Source organism: Desulfocicer niacini (genome assembly GCF_054657595.1).
In genome coordinates, this window is record NZ_BAAHYK010000026.1 from 18,545 (window position 1) to 35,837 (window position 17,293).

Below are 17,293 nucleotides of genomic sequence, written 5' to 3' on the forward strand. Positions count from 1 at the left end.
CTTTTTAACGCGTTGTTAACGCAATATCTTATTTTCCCGTGGGGAATTGTTCTTTATACAGCTTTGCCGCCACCTGGGGTCCCAGCCACAGGCTGGGCAGAAGGATAAAACCAACCGGTACTGCCGTTACCACGATAAAGGACTGTAGCGCGGAGATACCCCCCTGACCAATGGCCAGCAGCACGGCAGCCACCGCCCCCATCATCACAGCCCAGAAAACCCGCATGCCCGTTGGGGGATCATCTTCACCCGTTACAGCAATGGAGATGGTCAACGCCATGGAATCGCCGGTGGTGGTGAGAAATATGATGATGAGCACTAAAAATGCCGGTACCATGATAAAGGACAACGGCAATTGCTGGACAATGGCAAGCAACGCTGCCGGCAGTCCTGCATCGGTGAGGGCCTTGGACACAGAGCCGGGATTGGCCAGCTCATAAAAGATGCCGGAGCCGCCCAGGACGGAAAACCAGAAATTGGTGACAATGGGTGCAATGACACCAACGGCCATTACGATTTCACGGATGGAACGTCCCCGTGAAATGCGGGAGATGAACACGGCCATCATGGGACCATAGCCGAGGAACCATCCCCAGAAAAAAACCGTCCACCAGCCAAGCCACCCTGTGTCGCCACGGTAAAGGGTCAACAGGGGAAATTCTTTGATGTAGGTACCAAACCCCGTGAGAAAGGAGTCAATGATGAACCCGCCAGGTCCAAGAACCAGGATAATGGCGATGAGGGCAATGGTGAGGATGACGTTGAACCGGCTTAATATTTGAATACCCTTGTGGAGCCCGCTGACAGCTGAAATGGTGTAGATGATCACAAGGCCAATGATTATGCAAAGCTGGGTGAAGTAGACATCGGGAATACCAAAAAGTTGCTGAAGGGAGAAGCTCAACTGGAGGCCCAGAAACCCAATGGGACCAATGGTACCTGCTGCCACGGCAATAATAGATGCCGCATCAACGGCCACACCCAGCCAGTTGTGCATGATTTTTTCACCGAAAAGGGGATACAACAGTGCACGGGGTTTTAATTCCACCCCTTTATGGTAGTGACTGTACATCAATACAACGGCGCTTAAGGTTCCCAGAATGGCCCAGGCAAGAAAGCCCCAGTGCAGATAGCTCTGGGCCAGGGCCGGTGCCACCGCAGCCTTTGTGGCCGATTCAATGCCCTGGAACAACGGTGGCGTGGAGGTAAAATGATACATAGGTTCGGCAGCCGACCAGAACACCCCACCGCCGGCAAGCAGTGTACACATGATGATGGCGATCCAGCGAAAGGTGCTCATTTCCGGTTCGTCCACGTTTCCCAGTTTGATGCTGCCGTATTTGGAGCATGCCAGCACAACGCTGATCAAAAAGGTCAGCAGTAACAGTACCTGCCAGTAGGCACCGAAATATTTACATGAAAATCCAAAGGATTTGTTTACCATTCCCGATACAAAATCAATGTTCACAAGGGCTGCCACAACAAATGCCAGCACGATGCCACCACTCCATCCAAACACAGGCCAGTCAATGCCCGTTTTTTTTGTTTCTTGTTCGTTTGCCACTGTTACCTCCTGTTCTTTCATTTAATAATTCTTTCTGATTGTATGGCTTTCAAGCCTGGGCCTGCTCAACGATGGCATCAATCTTTTGTTCAGATGATGATGAAAGGCGATTTTCAGGCGTTGTTTTGATCATATCCAGCATCCGCTCATGAGCAACGGTGTAAATATCTTTGCCACCGTCCTTTTCCCACAAATCCCAGTTTCGTCGTTCCAGCAGTCCGGGAAGCCACAGCTCTTTTTTGAAATTCTGGAAGGTATGGGGCTGCGCCAGAAAATTGCCGCCGGGTCCGACATCTTTCATGACATCCATGGCAATGGTTGCGGTATCTACCACCAGTTCTTTTGCCACTCGCTTGATGCCGGCCATGCACTCATCACAGAAAATAAGATCGGCAAAATCCACCACCATGTCCATATCCAGCTGCATGGCATCCAGCAGATCCGCGCTCATACCTCCCATGGTGCCGATCATGCCTGTTTCAAATCCGGCCTGGGCATCCAGTACTTTTGCATCCCGCAGTAGTGACGGCATGCGAATGGGAAGATCAAGAGAGCGGCCCATCTGGGACATGCCCACCTTGAGAATGCCAAATTCCGGACAGGCCATGGAGATGTTGCCGGTTTTCATGTCAATGCCCCGGGCAAAGCTGGTATAGATGACGGGAGAACCCGGATTGACAAGCTGGGAGACCACGATGCATGCCAGGATTTCCGCATGGGCCTGGGCAATGGTGCCTGCAATGGTGACGGGAGAAGATGTGCCCAGGATGGGGCCGGAACTGACGATGGCCGGGATATTCCACTTGTTCATTTCCACAAGGGAATCAATGGTTTCGGAGCTGAGACCAAAGGGGGGCAGGGTAAGTACCCAGCCGGATATAAAGGGGCGTTTGCGAAATTCAGCGTCTCCACCCACAGCAATGGATGCCATTTTCGCTGCATCTTGAACGCACCGTGCGCCGAACATGCCACCGGTGATGGGCTTTGTGGTATTTTTGATGGTGGTGGCCCAGGTATACCAGTCGTTGTAGGCACCGGGAACCTCCTGGGGGGTTACCAACCCACCGTTTACGCCCACATTCTCAAGCTGATCGGCCATGCGGGTAAGGACTGCGAGATCCTCATTGGTGGCAGGCCGTTTTAATCGGGTATGGGGGTCCATGACATTCACGGCCATGGTCATGCAGGCAAGACTGGGATCATGGGTGTTAAAATGGATATCCTTGGCAGCATCCCGGGCATAAAGTACCACATCGTCTCTTTTGGGAACGCTGGAAAGGGCTGAGGTAACCATGGTTTCCGGGATTTTCACGATATTTCCATCCACGATCTCGGCCCCGGCACGTTTTAAAAGCGTCAATGTCTCTTCATGGGGCATTTTCATGCCGATTTCACTGAGCATTAAAAGGGACTGGTTATGGAGATAACGGATTTCTTCTTGTGATAAATATTTTATGGAAGGTTTCATAACAATGCTCCATTGATGGTGTTATATTTTTTGGGGTTTTTTGATGAATACATTCAATGATCATGACAGATGGTAACGTCGACGGCAATTCATTCAAATATTTATTGTTTTAAATTTAATATATCACATATAAGAAAAACGACCCCTTTTGCGCTTGATCCATTGTGTATCCTTTTTCTGGGTTGATCCATTGATGGATGGTCAATGTTTGACAAAAAACTTAAGCATCATGGCCTTTATGGCATTTTCTCCCTGTGAGAAGAAGGCATGAGGACTTCCTAGGGCTTTCCGCAGCGGCGTTCTGGAAATTCTCAGGTTTTTCGCAATCAGAACTTCTTTGTGCGTTTCGTTGATTTTTATTTCACCGGATAGAATGGCGGGCCGGATGGCAGTGTAAGCCATTTTAGAAAGGGACTCTGGTTGATTTAAGGGCGTAAAGTTAAGCATGGGCTTTCCTTGCCGGTTTCAGGCTTACCAACGCAGTTCCCTTATGTTCAGGGATACTCCCATGAAACATGTGGGTACGTTTGATGGGTACGTGAAGGCCATTTAATTTTTCAACAGAACTTAATGTATGTGATATATTACACGCAACATGTCTGTCAAGGATTTTTTAAAAATGTTTTTTTTGGAGAATTGATGTGGTTTTATTGGTGGGGGGCGCAGTATCAAGCATTTGGGGAATGCGCCTCATCCGGTTGACTTTTAAAGAATGTGTGTCCGATCGGGCTGGCCCCGTTTTATTATCGACTGATAATGGCGGGATTTCTTTTTTGTCCAGGCCCGGCATGGGGCAGGAGTGTCTTGTTTGCCAGTAAGAATCACAAGGCCATTGATGCGGTGATTTCTCAGAGCTGTCAGGCGCCATGCAATGGTCAGATGAGTTGTATCGTCTCCATGGGGTTTCACCGGAAACATTCACCCCGAGTTTAGCATCTGTTTTAGGATTGATACATCTTGATGACCGACAGTCGATCCAGGATTTGTTTGCCGCAAGCGCCACAGGAGAACAGTCCGGCGTCTTGGATTTTCGTATCAACAGGCCTGATGGCACAATACGAAATGTCAGGACATTGGGTGAAGTGGTTTTTGATAGTGAGAATAGACCAATATACATGGCCGGGACGGGACGGTGCAGGATATCACAGAACGTAAGTGTGCTGATGAAGAAAGAAAACAGTATACCGCAGAACTTATAAAAAAAACAAAGAGCTTCAAAATGTTCTCGCAGACATTAGACAGTTAACCGGAATGCTGCCGATATGCGCGTCATGTCAAAAGGTCAAAGACGATAAAGGATACTGGCAAGGCGTTTAATCGTATATTACCAAGCATACCGAAGCGGTCTTCAGTACTGTTATTCCAGCGTGTCTCTGTCTGCAAGGTTCTCGGCTGCACGCCAATGTGTTTATCCTGTTCCTCTGCTTGTTATAGATCTATTAAAACTTGAGGAACGGAACCGCTGTCTTGTAGCCGTTACTGTCTGTTAAGTTGCCGATGTCCTCAGGTGCTTCTATTCCGGGAATCCATTGATACGCCTTAATAATGACTGTATCCGAGGTTGGCAATGCACAACTTTCCGAATTGGGAAATGGGTCCTCAGAAGATTGAAACCGTGTTACAATAGCCTCCTCAGGAAGGGCTGAGATTTCGACGATATCTTCAACGTAGATTGATCTGATATCTTCAAAAAGTGAACCTTTCCTGTCTTCTTTGATCAACCGGATCCGATCTCTGAATTTCAACAGAGCAAGCTCTGGACTGCCAGCATTGACAACACAGGTAAAATATCCGTGTCGTTCTCGGTCTTTATCTCTAAGTTCATCAAATGAAAAATGGCCTGAATAAAACATATAAAGCAAACTCCTTTTTTTGATTTAATTTTATCAGAAAGAGCTGATACAGCTCTTTCTGATAGACTAAGTCTTTATATAAGACTTTGTCTAAAATTCTGTAATAATTAGGGTTTCGTTTTTGGTTGTGACTGGGGGGTGCAGCCATGTATTTTATACAAAAGAGCAGGTGCTGGTTTTTGCCAGCAAGCGCTTTTTCGCTCTTCGTTTTTTGTTCGTTCTTCGTTTTGCCAGGTAGAGACTGCCATGTATGTTATATCAAAATCAGGATTTCCATAGCCCATGAATGCTACAATATTCCCGGGCGGTCACCCCTTTGTTGCGGGTTTCAAAAGTGGTTTCCGGAGACTGGCCCGGTTTCAGATAGTGGCGATATGTTTTGTCGCTGTCAATCAGTTCGATCCATTCAATAAAATGTTTTTCTTCCATGGGGTGTGGATTACTTCCGACTTTTACCTTGATTCCGCTGTCAAGGACTTCAATGACGGGAACATGCTTTTCTTTACCTTCATCAGCAGTCTTTTCCTGAAAAAGTGTCATGTTTTGACCACAGCAGACCAGGTCTCCGTCTCCTCCATGAACTACCTCAATGATGTTACCACATGCTTCGCATTTGAAAATTTGTTTTTGTGTCGGCATAAAATTTTTCTCCTTTTATTTACGTTGTTAGTGATAGTTGCATTAAAGGACAAAAAGACTGAAGCGTAAATGTGGGTTTTTACCCATTTATGAAAAAAAAAATATGTACAACCCATGTCCAATCAACGTTTCTGGATAAAAAAAAGAACGCCTACATGATTTTGTATGCAGAAATGGGTGAATTACCATATATACAGTGTCCTGCATTTTATGAATAAATGGCTATATGAATCCCACAGACCTAATCCAACAGGGAAAAAGGAGGAAACAGATTATGCTGGAACTACTGAATCTTTCATTTGAAGTGCCTGAAACAGAGAACGGGGCGGATACCATTGCGGTCCGGTCGATTATAAGCGATATCAGTTTTACATTTGAATCGGGCAAGATTTATGCGATTACTGGTCCCAATGGTTCGGGAAAGTCCACTTTGGCCAAGCTGATCATGGGGATTCATACACCCAACCGGGGCATGATCCGGTTCATGGATGAAGATATCACCGGCATGGCCATTGATGAGCGCTCCAGGGCCGGTATAGCCTATGGTTTTCAGAATCCAGCCCGGTTCAAGGGCACCACCTTCCGGGATCTGCTGGCCATTGCATCGGGACAAGACGATGAAGATACACTATCCAGAATTATATCCCGGGTGGGGATCTGTTCAATGGATTTTCTTGACAAGCCCGTGGATGCAAAACTCTCGGGGGGAGAGATCAAAAAAATTGAGATGGCCACCATTATTGCAAGAAGTCCAAAACTGGCGATCTATGACGAACCGGATACGGGTATTGATCTGTGGACTATCCAGCCCATGGTGGATCTCATCCGCCGGGAGAACCGGAAAAACAACGCCACCACCATTGTGGTCAGCCACAACAGGGCGTTTCTTGAGGCAGCAGATACCCTTCTGCTGATTGAAGGCGGAAAAATCGCCTATTCCGGCGATATCGACGGTGCCAAAGTGATGCTGGATGATCATAGCGTCTGTACATTAAATGATTTATGCCGGGAGGAAAACAATGCTGAATGCTATCGATAAACAGCTCTTAAAGGAAGTGGCTGGATTGGAAGAGATTCCGAAAGGGGCCTATAACATACGCAAAAACGGGAAACTGCTCGGTAGGGAAGTCTCTGCAAATATCGACATCCGCACCCATGAAGAAAAAAGCGGAATTGTTGTGGAGATTGCACCGGGTACAAAAAACGAGTCGGTTCACATTCCGGTGATCCTTTCCCAGGCCGGACTCCATGATACCGTGTACAACACCTTTATCATTGGAGAAGACGCAGATGTTACCATTGTTGCTGGTTGCGGCATCCATTGCGGCAGCAGTGAGTCGGAAGGTCATTCCGGTATCCACGAATTTGTGATCAAAAAAAATGCCCGGGTTGTGTATGTGGAAAAACATACCGCAATCGGCAGCGGGACCGGGAAACGCACGCTCAATCCGACAACAAAGGTTTTTTTGGAGGAGAATGCAAAAGCTGAGATGGAGCTGACCCAGCTCCAAGGCGTCGATCAAGCCAAACGAAAGAACGAGGCTGTTGTGGGGCCGGATGCATCATTGCTGATCACCGAGCGGGTAATGACCGATGACAACCAGACAGCGGTTTCACAAAATGATGTGGCGCTTTCCGGTGTTGACAGCAGAGCCAATATTGTCTCCCGCTCTGTGATCAAGGGAACTTCTTCCCAGGATTTTGAAGTCAACTTAACGGCAGAGGCCCGCTGTTATGGCCATATTGAATGTGATGCCATCATTATGGATAATGGAAAGAGCCAGACCATTCCGGCCCTGAGAGCTCTGCATCCCGATGCCGAACTGACCCATGAAGCGTCCATTGGTAAAATTGCAAACGACCAGCTAATGAAACTAATGAGCCTGGGTCTGGATTATGACCAGGCCGTCAACAGGATCATACAGGGGTTTTTAAGGTGAAAAAAAGAGGCTGTGCTCTTTTCTTTATATGACAGTCGGCAGTAGACGCTTGACGAATAAACAAAAAATGACATGCGATGCATTATTTTTTTGGGGAATAATTACTGTTTTTGAAAAATAATTGGTTTGGAGCTATGCCACTCCCTTATGGATGAACCCCATAACATAGGAATACATCGAAAAGGTCATATATGACCTTGTTTATCGAAGAACTAAGGAAATCTCAGAAATGTACAACACCTGAAAAAAAATAAAATCAGCGGTTCAAACTATCAATCAATGGAGGATTATCATGAATGAAAGTCAACAAACGTTAGATCCGGTTTGCGGCAAAAACGTCCATCCTGACGAATGTCAGTTTATCAGCGATGATGAGAAAGGGACACACTATTTTTGCTCCAAAGATTGTCAGAACAAGTTCGAAAAAGCGGACGACAAAACCAAGAAAGGTTTTTGGGCTCGCTATACCGAACGACTCAAAGATGTCAAATGCAGTCGGACATCCCAGGAATGCAGATAACTAAGGACCCCGGAAATAATGGGGGTGCAGAGCCGTATGATGGGTGACGCGACCTTGACTGTTGGTAAGCTGGCACAAAAAATGAGTATATAAAAAGCTGTGGTAAATGAATCGCTCGGAATAAGGATTTCGAGGCCGCTAAAAACTAACCAAAAGGAGAGCAACGGTCATGAAGAAGAATATCGGTGGTATTGAAAGAATCGTCAGGATAACAGTCGGCATTGTCATAGTCTCCCTTGCTTTCTGGGGACCCAAAACACCTTGGGCATATCTGGGGGTAATTCCGATGATAACAGGTTTGATCGGATGGTGCCCTCCTTATGCTGCGCTGGGTATTTCAACCTGCAAAAAGAAATAATTTGTAAGGCACTGAATCCGTCCGGAAGAGCGAGGATGAATGGCCATCAGGGCATGAAGGCAACTATTGATATCCCCTTTGATGATAGAACTGTCCGATTTACGGTTGATGGAAAAATGTATGTTATTGATGCAATATCTACCCTTGTCGAAACCGCTTCTGCGATTGATGTATGGAAATATTTTAAGAAGGAAAAACCAGAAATAGCTCAATATATAAAATATCATTATCTTCTTGGAAACCTGAAGATACCGATCACTGACAGTGCGGGCTGGGAGAAAATTCAAATCCTGCTATTAAATTATTTGATTGATAGCACCTCATTCAGCCTCATTCAGTTAAGGCTGAATCCGAACCTGAAACTAACAGAAATAATGGAATATTGCCCTTTGTGCTTAGGAAGTTGATCCAGTCCTGATTTAGAATCATATATTCAGTCTCTGACCGGATATATCATTTGCTTGGCGATTATTTACAAATTAAACCCATATTATTGTTAAAAGGAGCAGTTCATGACCACTGATATGAACATTGACATGACCATTAAAATTGGCGGGGCAGCTGGCCAGGGGATACAGACGATTGGAAACCTTTTGGCCTGGGCATGCCGGGATGCAGGGTTTTATATCATGGCGATCAACGATTTTGAGTCCCGGGTCCGGGGTGGGCACAGTTTTTTTCAGATGCGCATCAGTGATAAGCCGGTTCAGGCACCCCATCACCGGGTGGATCTTTTAATCGCCCTTAATAAAGAGACCTGGGATCTGCATAAGGGTGAACTTCAAGAAGATGGGATTGCTATCCTGGAGGTACCGCTTGACTCTCCATCCAAACAGGCGGTTAGCGTTGAGTTTTCTACCCTTGCCAAAGAAACCGGCAGCACTCTCTATGCCAATACGGTTGCCGCCGCTGCTGGCCTGTCACTCCTGGGGGCTTCTTTTGACAAGATTGACGACTTGCTGTCCAGACAGTTTGCCGGGAAAAAAGCAGATATTATTGAAAAAAACATCAAAGCCGCCCGGTTGGGATATGATGCGGTCAAGGATATTCGTTTTTCCCGGCAACCGTTTTTAAAGACATCTGATCCCAAGGGCCAAGCAATGGATGGTTCCCGGGCAATTGCCCTGGGTGCCATAGCATCAGACTGCCGGGTTGCGGCATTTTATCCCATGTCCCCTGCAACCAGTATCATGGGACATCTTGCCAGTTGGACAAACCACCTTCCCCTTGTGGTGGAACAGGCAGAAGATGAAATTGCGGCGGTCAACATGGTTATCGGCGCCTCATTTGCCGGTGCGCGGGCCATGACTGCCACCTCGGGCGGCGGATTTTGTCTCATGACAGAGGGCCTTGGCCTATCAGCCATTACAGAAACCCCAATTGTCATTGTCGATGCTCAGCGGCCAGGCCCTGCCACAGGCCTGCCGACCCGTACCGGGCAGGGAGATCTTTTATTTGCCATCCATGCCTCCCAGGATGATTTTCCACGGTTTGTCTTTGCACCGGGAAGCCCCAGACAAGCTTTTGAAATTACCCAAAAGGCATTTGCCCTGTCTGAAAAATACCAGGTTCCGGCAATTATTCTTATGGATCAATATCTGGCAGATTCCATTTTTTTACTGGAACAACCCTTTACTTTTCCCAAAAAGATGGACCGGTTTATTGTTGGGGATGAAGATCTTAAAGACCCGAAAAATTATAATCGTTATGCGTTGACACCCTCCGGCGTTTCGCCCAGAGCACTGCCTTGCACAGGTGCTGCCAGAGTCGTGGTATCCAGTGATGAACACAGGGAAGACGGCCATATCACCGAGGATATTGATAACAGAAACGCCATGGTCAACAAACGCAAGTCAAAGCTGCCGGATATGATCAGGGAAATGTCTGCACCGCAAGTCTTGTTCCCCGAAGCAAAAACACTGCTGCTGGGGTGGGGATCAACATTGGGCAGTATTAAAGAATCAGTGGAAGGACTCCGTAACGAGGGAATGGATGTGGGTTGCCTTTTATTCACTGATCTGTGGCCCTTCCCCACCGCAGCTGTCGAATCCCATTTAAAAGACCCGGTCAAAACCATTATTACAGTGGAACAAAATTCAGGTGCCCAGTTCGGACACCTGTTAAAAGAGCAGACCGGGATTTCAACCACCCATGCCATACTAAAATATGATGGCAGGCCCTTTTATCCGATAGAGATCATGGATGCGGTTAAAGAAAAGGAGAAACATTGATATGGTTACCCTAAAAGATTTTAACTCAGACTATAAAAATCAGTGGTGTCCGGGATGTGGTAATTTCGGGATTCTGGAAGCCATGAAAAATGCCCTGACTGAACAGGGTATCCCGCCGGAAAAGATTCTGATCATTTCCGGCATCGGTCAGGCAGCCAAAACCCCCCATTTTTTAAACTGCAATATGTTTCACAGTCTTCATGGAAGGGCACTGCCCCTGGCTCTGGGAGCAAAACTGGCCAACCATGATCTGAAAATAATAGTGAATTCAGGGGATGGCGATTGCTATGGCGAAGGCGGTAACCATTTCATGCACGCCATCAGGCGGAATACCGATCTGACGCTTATCGTGCATAACAATCAAGTCTACGGCCTGACAAAGGGTCAGGCGTCCCCGACATCAGGGCTTGGCATGACAACCGCCCTTCAACCCGATGGAGTCATATCAGAACCGTTCAACGGACCTGCTGTGGCGCTGAGTCTGGGTGCAGGATTTGTTGCCCGGGGATTTTCCGGCAACAAGGACCATTTAAGCGACCTCATACAAAAAGCCATGAACCATAAAGGCTTGAGCCTCATTGATATCATGCAGCCCTGTGTGTCGTTCAACAAAATCAACACCTTTGAATGGTATAAAAAAAGGGTGTATGAAGCGGATAATCCAGAACCTGACAATTTTACACAGGCCATGAAACTGGCCATGGAATGGGGGGATGCCATCCCCATCGGAATCTTTTATCAAACTAAAAAGCCGGATTTTACATCCCGGATAAAAGGGCTTGAAAAAGGTCCCCTTATCTTTCGGGACTATGATCCGGAAAAAGCCAATGCAATATTGCAGGATTCATAAGGAGAGAAATCGTCGAATTTCGGGTTACCATTTTTAGATCCGCTTTTTACCGTGAAAAGGCATCACATTTTTATACTTGGGGTGATTGATGCGCAATTATAACCGGTAACCTTCAATTCGAACCCGTACCAAGTCTAAGCCGAATATTTACGGATATACAACACCTACCCAGCTGAACCAGTGCCGGTGTCCTGCTAAAGTCAAAGTACAGCCAAAATGCAAAGTAGAAATCATGAAAAAGGAGGTTATATATGAAAATAGAGGAGGAAATTCATGATTTATGCAAAAGTTATCATTATCACCGGTGCCAGTAGCGGCATCGGCGCAGCAACCGCCAAACTTCTTGCCGACCAGGGAGCCATCTTAATGCTCGCCGCACGGCGGGAGGAACGGCTGAAGAAGCTGGTACAGGAGATCGAGGCATCCGGTGGCAAGGCTTCTTAGTAGGTAACCGACGTTACCAAGCGGGAAGCGTTAACGGAGTTGGTTGAAGCAACTATGCAAAAGTATGACCGCCTTGATGTATTGATTAACAATGCCGGCTTGATGCCGTTATCGCCACTTGGTGCCCTGAAGGTGGATGAATAGGACCAGATGGACGATGTCAATATCAAGGGTGTTCTCTATGCCGTCGCTGTAGCCTTGCCGGTGATGCGCAAACAAAAAAAAGGGCACATTGTCAATCTCGCCTCGGTGGCAGGAATCAAGGTGTTTCCATCCGGAGCTGTCTATTGTGCGACCAAGTCTGCGGTCAGAGCGCTTTCGGAAGGTATCCGGCTGGAGTCAAATTGCGAAATTCGCTCGACAATGATCTCTCCGGGTGCCGTTGATACGGAATTAACTGAGCATATCAATGACAAAGAAACCGCTGATATTGTTCAAAATATTTATCAAGGCGCCATCGATGCCGAGGTGGTCGCTCGCGCGATCCTCTATTCGATTGAGCAACCCGAGGAAGTGGATGTTAATGAGATTGTTATTCGTCCTACGAAGCAGGATATGTAGAGAAAAACACAGAGTATTGGTTGCCGGCGCGATCGGATCCACAGGGAGAGTTATCATCAATTTACTTCAAAACTCAGATACCTATCTGCCTGTTGCTGATGCAGAAGGTACAGGGAAAATTCAACTTAAAGAAAGATTTTAAAACTTGGCAAATAAAAAAAACATGACACATTCGCACGAATATACCATACAAAATGGTCACGGCAAGGCATTTGCAATCGGTATAGGATTAAACATCGTCTTTGTGGCCGTTGAAATTTTTTATGGTTTAATAGCCAACTCATCAGCACTCTTAGCCGATGCAGGTCACAATACCAGTGATGTTTTAAGTTTGGTTTTTGCATGGGCTGCCATTTGGCTTGCCTCCATAACACCAAAAGGGAAATACACATACGGCTTGCGCAAAACGACTATTCTGGTATCAATCCTGAATGCACTTTTACTGTTTGGGGCGGTTATTGCCATTGGGTGGGATGCCGTTGGTCGATTTAAAAACCCCGAACCCGTCGCAGGAACTCTGGTAATGATTGTTGCCGGAATAGGTGTGGTCATCAACACCATTACAGCCTTGTTATTCATGAAGGGGCAAAAGGATGACTTAAATATAAAAGGCGCTTTTCTTCATATGGCTGCCGATGCAGGGGTTTCAATGGGTGTGGTTGTTGCCGGCTTATTGATTCACCTCACCGGAATCCAATGGATTGACCCTATAATGAGTTTTATCATCATTGTAGTGATTTTTTGGGGAACATGGCGTTTGTTTATAGATTCCATTGATTTGGCGTTGGATGCTGTACCAAAACACATAAAACTTGAAGAAGTACACACCTTTCTTTCATCTCAAAACGGGGTTGAAAATATTCATGATCTGCACGTTTGGGCAATGAGTACAACCCAAGTCTCATTAACCGCCCACCTGATAATGCCAAATGGGTTTAACGATGAATTTATATCTCAATTGCAGGAAAAACTTAAGGTTGAATTTGGCATAGGGCATACCACTTTTCAAGTCGAAAACGAAAAGATCGAAAAAGTGTAAAGGTCTGCATATCTTTAATTCAAAATATACAGGTAATTGTATATTGTTTAAGGCGGCTTCAAAATAAATTAAATTAGAACATAAACGAGGTCTTATCAAAAGATGGGCTACAGGAAAAAGGAAATTCTTATGAAAATACTTATGGTACTCACCTCCCACGATAAACTTGGAAGCACAGGACGGAAAACCGGTTTCTGGCTGGAAGAATTCACCTCTCCCTACTACGTTTTCAAGGATGCTGGTGCCGACATTGTTCTGGCGTCGCCCAAGGGCGGTCAGCCACCGCTTGACCCCGGAAGCGACACAGATGACGCCCAGACCGCGGCGACCCAACGCTTCAAGCGTGACGATGCGGCGCAAAAAGCGCTGGCAAGCACTCAAGTGCTGTCCACGATCAACGACAAGGGCTTTGATGCCATATTCTACCCAGGCGGCCACGGACCTCTGTGGGATTTGGCCGAGGATGCCGACAGCGTGAAGCTGATTGAAGCCTTCGCACACAGCGAACGCCCGATTGGTGCGGTCTGCCATGCGCCGGCTGTGTTCAAGCACCCCAAAGGCATGGATGGTGAATCGCTGGTGTCCGGCAAGAGAGTCACCAGCTTTACCAACACCGAAGAACATGCTGTTGGCCTGACCGAGATAGTGCCGTTCCTGGTCGAGGACATGCTGATCTCCAAGGGCGGCCTGTATAAAAAAGGCGACGACTGGGCGTCTTTTGTGATCATGGACGGCAAGCTGGTTACGGGCCAGAACCCTGCATCATCTGAAGCGGCGGCCCTCAAGCTGTTGACCTTGCTGTAAAACTGGCCCGCAACCATTTCGATACCGACATGGTCCACATCATCGGAATACATCGAAAAGGTCATATATGATTACAAGGTTATATATGACCTTCTTTATCGAAGGGCTAAGGAAATCTCAGAAATTACTTTTAACAAATTATGCTTAAAAAACAGGATTATGGCTACTGCACCGATGGGTGTTGAAAGCCTGGCATAAAGGTTGCCTTATCAGTGTATGCTGGCACAAACTTCTTTGGAAAGAGTATTTAGAAGAAGAATGATCATGAAGGAAAAAAACACACATCAAAGGGAAAAGAAAAACCACTATAACCGGCGACCTTCAATTCGAACCCGTACCGGGGCATGTATGGAAACGACTGGATAATCAACATGATTTAATCGTAGCAAAAACCAGAACACTTTAGGGAAATGGAAAAGATAATGGAACATGAAGCTACAACTCGGCTGACATTTTTTTTGGTATTCTAGTACTTGTCGCCTTGGGTGAACTTCTCTCTCCTCGGCGAGTGCTGTCTATGATGTCCCGGTCGATAAGATGGTTCAGCAACCTAGGCGTGGTAGCGGTGGGTGCCCTTACCGTTCGGCTGCTTTTTCCCTTCATCGGTGTACATGTGGCCTTGGCGTCCCAAGAAAAAGGATGGGGGCTGCTCAACATGGTCAGTTTGCCGGAATGGCTTGACGTGCTTATCGGCGTCCTGGTACTCGATCTCGTGGTGTATTTCCAGCATGTGATGTTCCACACCGTACCCCTGATCTGGCGGCTGCACATGATGCATCATGCCGACATGGACATTGATGTCACCACGGGGTTGCGGTTTCATCCCATTGAAATTCTCATCAGCATGGTCATCAAAATGACCGCCATTGCCGCTCTTGGGCCCACGGTGTTCACGGTTATTCTTTTTGAGATCATTCTCAACGGCACCGCCATGTTCAACCACGGCAACCTCAAGCTGCCGCTAAAGCTCGACAAGTACCTCCGATTGCTGGTTGTCACGCCGGACCAGCACCGGGTACACCATTCCGTCACCATCCGCGAAACAAACAGCAATTTCGGATTCAACTTCCCCTGGTGGACCGCATCTTTGGCACATACCGGGCACAACCTGTGATGGGGCATGAAAAAATGACGATAGGACTCGCACAGTTTCGTGAACCAGGAAAGAACAACCTGCTTCATATGCTGCTAATGCCTTTTACCGATAAAGCAAGATCTTACTCCATAGATGGGCATGGTGCTGATCCTGAAAGGGTTGTAAGGCGATAGCGCGCGAAAAAGAGGGACGTCCTTAATAACGGGCATGTCAGACCACCTGACACAACAAAGCATGAAAGTTCGGAAACCTTAATTCATCCTTTCTCAAACTCGGCAATGGACGTAGGAATATCAGGACATTCTTATGAAAACCAGTCGGTGCGGGCTAATATGCTCACCCAAATTGCCCAGATGGCCGGAGGAAACAGTACATTGGAAATTGAATGGCTTATGAACAAAGCCAATATATAAAAACGATTATATATGACCTATTTGTTGACTGTTAATGACTGCTCTGAACGTGCCTTTTTAATTAATTAGTGCCCGAACGGAAACTTTTTTAACTCTTGCAGAAAGACTTGAGGTAAAGAGACGGCGACGAAATAAATCTTAACGAAACACAAAGAAGAAAAGGAGAAACGTATGAAAAAGAGCATTTTTATTATTTCATTGGTTTTGGCTATGGCATTTGCAGTCGGCACTGCTAACGTGTATAGTCAGTCCGGCGGAAACGGCTATGGCATGGGCTCAGGCATGATGGGGGGCCATGGCGCCTATGGCATGAGGTCGGGCATGATGGGAGGAAGGATTGATGTTCCGGCGAAACTGCCCGCACCCGAAAACACGGAATGGGTTGCAAAACTCAATGAAATTCTAAAGCTGGAGATTCAATCGCTGGCCCAGTATCAGGCGGATCAGGAAAAGTTCAACGCCTACATGCCTTACATGATGGTCATCCCACAGGAAGAGAGTCACATTGCGTCGATCGAGCAGCTGTTTAAAGCCTATGATCTACCCGCTGATGTTAAAACAGGCACGGTTGCGGAGAATAAGACATTGACGGAGACCTACGAACTCAGCGTAAAACTCGAAGGCGATTTATTACCCCGATATGAATGGCTCGTAAAAAAGGCCGAGGATCGCGATACGGCTCAGGTGTTGAACGCTATCCTTCTTCAAAGCCGCTGGCATTTAGTGATGTTTGAGCATGCCTTGAGAATGGGACATGGCTATGGATACAGCCGAGGATATGGCATGATGGGCGGGTCCGGTTATGGCAGTTACAGTATGGGTCCTGGCATGATGGGCGACTCCGGTCACGGTATGAGTTCCGGCATGATGAGGGGCGACGGTTCCGGATATGGCATGGGCCGCGGCTATGGCCAGCAATCCCGGTCAACCGGCAAACCCATTGATGCAAAGGAAGCCGAGGCCATGATGAAAGATTATTTGAAGTCTTCGAGAAACCCCAACCTGAAGCTGGGCAAGATAACAGACGCGGGCGGGGCCTTTGAGGCGGAGATATTGACGAAGAAAGACGACCTCGTTGATAGGATACTCATTGACAAGACAATGGGCCATATAAGATCGGTTTATTAGGAATAGGGGAGAGAGGAAATCTACTTTTGCAGCCATATCGCCCCGGCGCTCTGGGGAGCAAACAGTTATAGCAACGGAGCGGGAATGAACCGGGTGCTGACCAACGCCGCATTTGTTCACAGCAATATGCCGTTGGGAACGGTGTGGAACCAGCCGGCAATCACCAATGAAGACACCTTCGATGTCGCCGCCTATCTCAGTTCACAGGAGCGACCGCAGATGAGCGGACTGGAGAAGGATTATCCAAACCTGGAGAAAAAAGCGGTGGACTGCCCGTATCCACCCTATGCTGATGTTTTTCACAGCATCAGTACGGCTCGTTTCAGCCAATAAAAGAGGCGCATAAAAAAAAAGGAAGGGCAGTTGGAAAACACCGCAGTAATGG

General features: G+C 47.0%; 18 protein-coding genes and 1 pseudogene. 14 read left to right on the forward strand and 5 right to left on the reverse strand.

Annotated elements, in window-relative coordinates; all coding sequences use genetic code 11:
- Positions 1-28 precede the first annotated feature (28 nt).
- The 3 genes from ACYQ2M_RS14755 to ACYQ2M_RS14765 form a co-directional block, all read right to left on the reverse strand.
- The gene (locus tag ACYQ2M_RS14755) at positions 29-1,564 is read right to left on the reverse strand and encodes a BCCT family transporter (RefSeq protein ID WP_459917128.1); all 1,536 of its coding nucleotides are present in this window, start codon (positions 1,562-1,564) and stop codon (positions 29-31) included.
- A 49-nt stretch (positions 1,565-1,613) separates the two neighbouring features.
- On the reverse strand, positions 1,614-3,032 hold the full coding sequence (locus ACYQ2M_RS14760) for a trimethylamine methyltransferase family protein (protein ID WP_459917129.1): 1,419 nt from the start codon (positions 3,030-3,032) through the stop codon (positions 1,614-1,616).
- 201 nt (positions 3,033-3,233) lie between these two features.
- Positions 3,234-3,479 (reverse strand): GntR family transcriptional regulator, encoded by a 246-nt coding sequence (locus tag ACYQ2M_RS14765; RefSeq protein ID WP_459917130.1) that lies wholly within the window; start codon positions 3,477-3,479, stop codon positions 3,234-3,236.
- A 419-nt stretch (positions 3,480-3,898) separates the two neighbouring features.
- On the opposite strand from ACYQ2M_RS14765, the gene ACYQ2M_RS14770 reads away from it, so the two are divergent.
- Positions 3,899-4,231, forward strand: coding sequence for a PAS domain-containing protein (locus ACYQ2M_RS14770; RefSeq protein WP_459917131.1), 333 nt, complete (start codon positions 3,899-3,901; stop codon positions 4,229-4,231).
- A gap of 240 nt (positions 4,232-4,471) precedes the next feature.
- Here the strand turns inward: ACYQ2M_RS14770 and ACYQ2M_RS14775 are convergent, their stop codons facing one another.
- Complete coding sequence (locus ACYQ2M_RS14775) at positions 4,472-4,885, reverse strand: hypothetical protein (protein WP_459917132.1); 414 nt, start codon at positions 4,883-4,885, stop codon at positions 4,472-4,474.
- Between the two features lie 264 nt (positions 4,886-5,149).
- Positions 5,150-5,524: a desulfoferrodoxin gene (locus ACYQ2M_RS14780; protein WP_459917133.1), complete on the reverse strand. Its 375-nt coding sequence runs from the start codon at positions 5,522-5,524 to the stop codon at positions 5,150-5,152.
- A 274-nt stretch (positions 5,525-5,798) separates the two neighbouring features.
- Between ACYQ2M_RS14780 and ACYQ2M_RS14785 the strand changes: the two genes are divergently transcribed.
- From ACYQ2M_RS14785 to ACYQ2M_RS14845, 13 genes and pseudogenes are all read left to right on the forward strand, one after another.
- Positions 5,799-6,563, forward strand: coding sequence for an ABC transporter ATP-binding protein (locus tag ACYQ2M_RS14785; protein ID WP_459917134.1), 765 nt, complete (start codon positions 5,799-5,801; stop codon positions 6,561-6,563).
- A complete protein-coding gene (locus ACYQ2M_RS14790; RefSeq protein WP_459917135.1) occupies positions 6,544-7,464 on the forward strand; it encodes a SufB/SufD family protein in 921 nt (306 codons plus the stop codon). The genes ACYQ2M_RS14785 and ACYQ2M_RS14790 overlap by 20 nt, the downstream gene beginning before the upstream one ends.
- A gap of 292 nt (positions 7,465-7,756) precedes the next feature.
- Positions 7,757-7,984 (forward strand): hypothetical protein, encoded by a 228-nt coding sequence (locus ACYQ2M_RS14795; protein ID WP_459917136.1) that lies wholly within the window; start codon positions 7,757-7,759, stop codon positions 7,982-7,984.
- A gap of 169 nt (positions 7,985-8,153) precedes the next feature.
- Positions 8,154-8,342, forward strand: a complete 189-nt coding sequence (locus ACYQ2M_RS14800) for a YgaP family membrane protein (protein ID WP_459917137.1) — start codon at positions 8,154-8,156, stop codon at positions 8,340-8,342.
- A 35-nt stretch (positions 8,343-8,377) separates the two neighbouring features.
- Complete coding sequence (locus ACYQ2M_RS14805; RefSeq protein WP_459917138.1) at positions 8,378-8,749, forward strand: hypothetical protein; 372 nt, start codon at positions 8,378-8,380, stop codon at positions 8,747-8,749.
- Between the two features lie 105 nt (positions 8,750-8,854).
- Positions 8,855-10,573 carry a 2-oxoacid:acceptor oxidoreductase subunit alpha gene (locus ACYQ2M_RS14810; protein ID WP_459917139.1) on the forward strand — a complete coding sequence of 573 codons (1,719 nt, stop codon included), beginning with the start codon at positions 8,855-8,857 and terminating at the stop codon, positions 10,571-10,573.
- Between the two features lies 1 nt (position 10,574).
- Positions 10,575-11,423 carry a 2-oxoacid:ferredoxin oxidoreductase subunit beta gene (locus ACYQ2M_RS14815; RefSeq protein WP_459917140.1) on the forward strand — a complete coding sequence of 283 codons (849 nt, stop codon included), beginning with the start codon at positions 10,575-10,577 and terminating at the stop codon, positions 11,421-11,423.
- 273 nt (positions 11,424-11,696) lie between these two features.
- A pseudogene (locus ACYQ2M_RS14820) lies at positions 11,697-12,428 on the forward strand (SDR family oxidoreductase).
- A gap of 145 nt (positions 12,429-12,573) precedes the next feature.
- On the forward strand, positions 12,574-13,467 hold the full coding sequence (locus ACYQ2M_RS14825; protein ID WP_459917141.1) for a cation diffusion facilitator family transporter: 894 nt from the start codon (positions 12,574-12,576) through the stop codon (positions 13,465-13,467).
- Between the two features lie 129 nt (positions 13,468-13,596).
- Positions 13,597-14,271, forward strand: coding sequence for a type 1 glutamine amidotransferase domain-containing protein (locus ACYQ2M_RS14830; protein ID WP_459917142.1), 675 nt, complete (start codon positions 13,597-13,599; stop codon positions 14,269-14,271).
- 556 nt (positions 14,272-14,827) lie between these two features.
- Positions 14,828-15,385 (forward strand): sterol desaturase family protein, encoded by a 558-nt coding sequence (locus tag ACYQ2M_RS14835; protein ID WP_459917143.1) that lies wholly within the window; start codon positions 14,828-14,830, stop codon positions 15,383-15,385.
- 566 nt (positions 15,386-15,951) lie between these two features.
- Positions 15,952-16,908 carry a hypothetical protein gene (locus tag ACYQ2M_RS14840; RefSeq protein WP_459917144.1) on the forward strand — a complete coding sequence of 319 codons (957 nt, stop codon included), beginning with the start codon at positions 15,952-15,954 and terminating at the stop codon, positions 16,906-16,908.
- A gap of 84 nt (positions 16,909-16,992) precedes the next feature.
- Entirely contained in the window at positions 16,993-17,241 is a 249-nt protein-coding gene (locus tag ACYQ2M_RS14845) for a c-type cytochrome (protein ID WP_459917145.1), read from the forward strand.
- The last annotated feature ends 52 nt before the right edge of the window (positions 17,242-17,293 follow it).

Coding starts and splice junctions, on each gene's coding strand:
- ACYQ2M_RS14760 (WP_459917129.1), bottom strand. CDS start 3,032: ATGAAACCTTCCATAAAATATTTATCACAAGAAGAAATCCGTTATCTC.
- ACYQ2M_RS14765 (WP_459917130.1), bottom strand. CDS start 3,479: ATGCTTAACTTTACGCCCTTAAATCAACCAGAGTCCCTTTCTAAAATG.
- ACYQ2M_RS14770 (WP_459917131.1), top strand. CDS start 3,899: ATGCAATGGTCAGATGAGTTGTATCGTCTCCATGGGGTTTCACCGGAA.
- ACYQ2M_RS14775 (WP_459917132.1), bottom strand. CDS start 4,885: ATGTTTTATTCAGGCCATTTTTCATTTGATGAACTTAGAGATAAAGAC.
- ACYQ2M_RS14780 (WP_459917133.1), bottom strand. CDS start 5,524: ATGCCGACACAAAAACAAATTTTCAAATGCGAAGCATGTGGTAACATC.
- ACYQ2M_RS14785 (WP_459917134.1), top strand. CDS start 5,799: ATGCTGGAACTACTGAATCTTTCATTTGAAGTGCCTGAAACAGAGAAC.
- ACYQ2M_RS14790 (WP_459917135.1), top strand. CDS start 6,544: ATGCTGAATGCTATCGATAAACAGCTCTTAAAGGAAGTGGCTGGATTG.
- ACYQ2M_RS14795 (WP_459917136.1), top strand. CDS start 7,757: ATGAATGAAAGTCAACAAACGTTAGATCCGGTTTGCGGCAAAAACGTC.
- ACYQ2M_RS14800 (WP_459917137.1), top strand. CDS start 8,154: ATGAAGAAGAATATCGGTGGTATTGAAAGAATCGTCAGGATAACAGTC.
- ACYQ2M_RS14805 (WP_459917138.1), top strand. CDS start 8,378: ATGAATGGCCATCAGGGCATGAAGGCAACTATTGATATCCCCTTTGAT.
- ACYQ2M_RS14810 (WP_459917139.1), top strand. CDS start 8,855: ATGACCACTGATATGAACATTGACATGACCATTAAAATTGGCGGGGCA.
- ACYQ2M_RS14815 (WP_459917140.1), top strand. CDS start 10,575: ATGGTTACCCTAAAAGATTTTAACTCAGACTATAAAAATCAGTGGTGT.
- ACYQ2M_RS14830 (WP_459917142.1), top strand. CDS start 13,597: ATGAAAATACTTATGGTACTCACCTCCCACGATAAACTTGGAAGCACA.
- ACYQ2M_RS14840 (WP_459917144.1), top strand. CDS start 15,952: ATGAAAAAGAGCATTTTTATTATTTCATTGGTTTTGGCTATGGCATTT.
- ACYQ2M_RS14845 (WP_459917145.1), top strand. CDS start 16,993: ATGAACCGGGTGCTGACCAACGCCGCATTTGTTCACAGCAATATGCCG.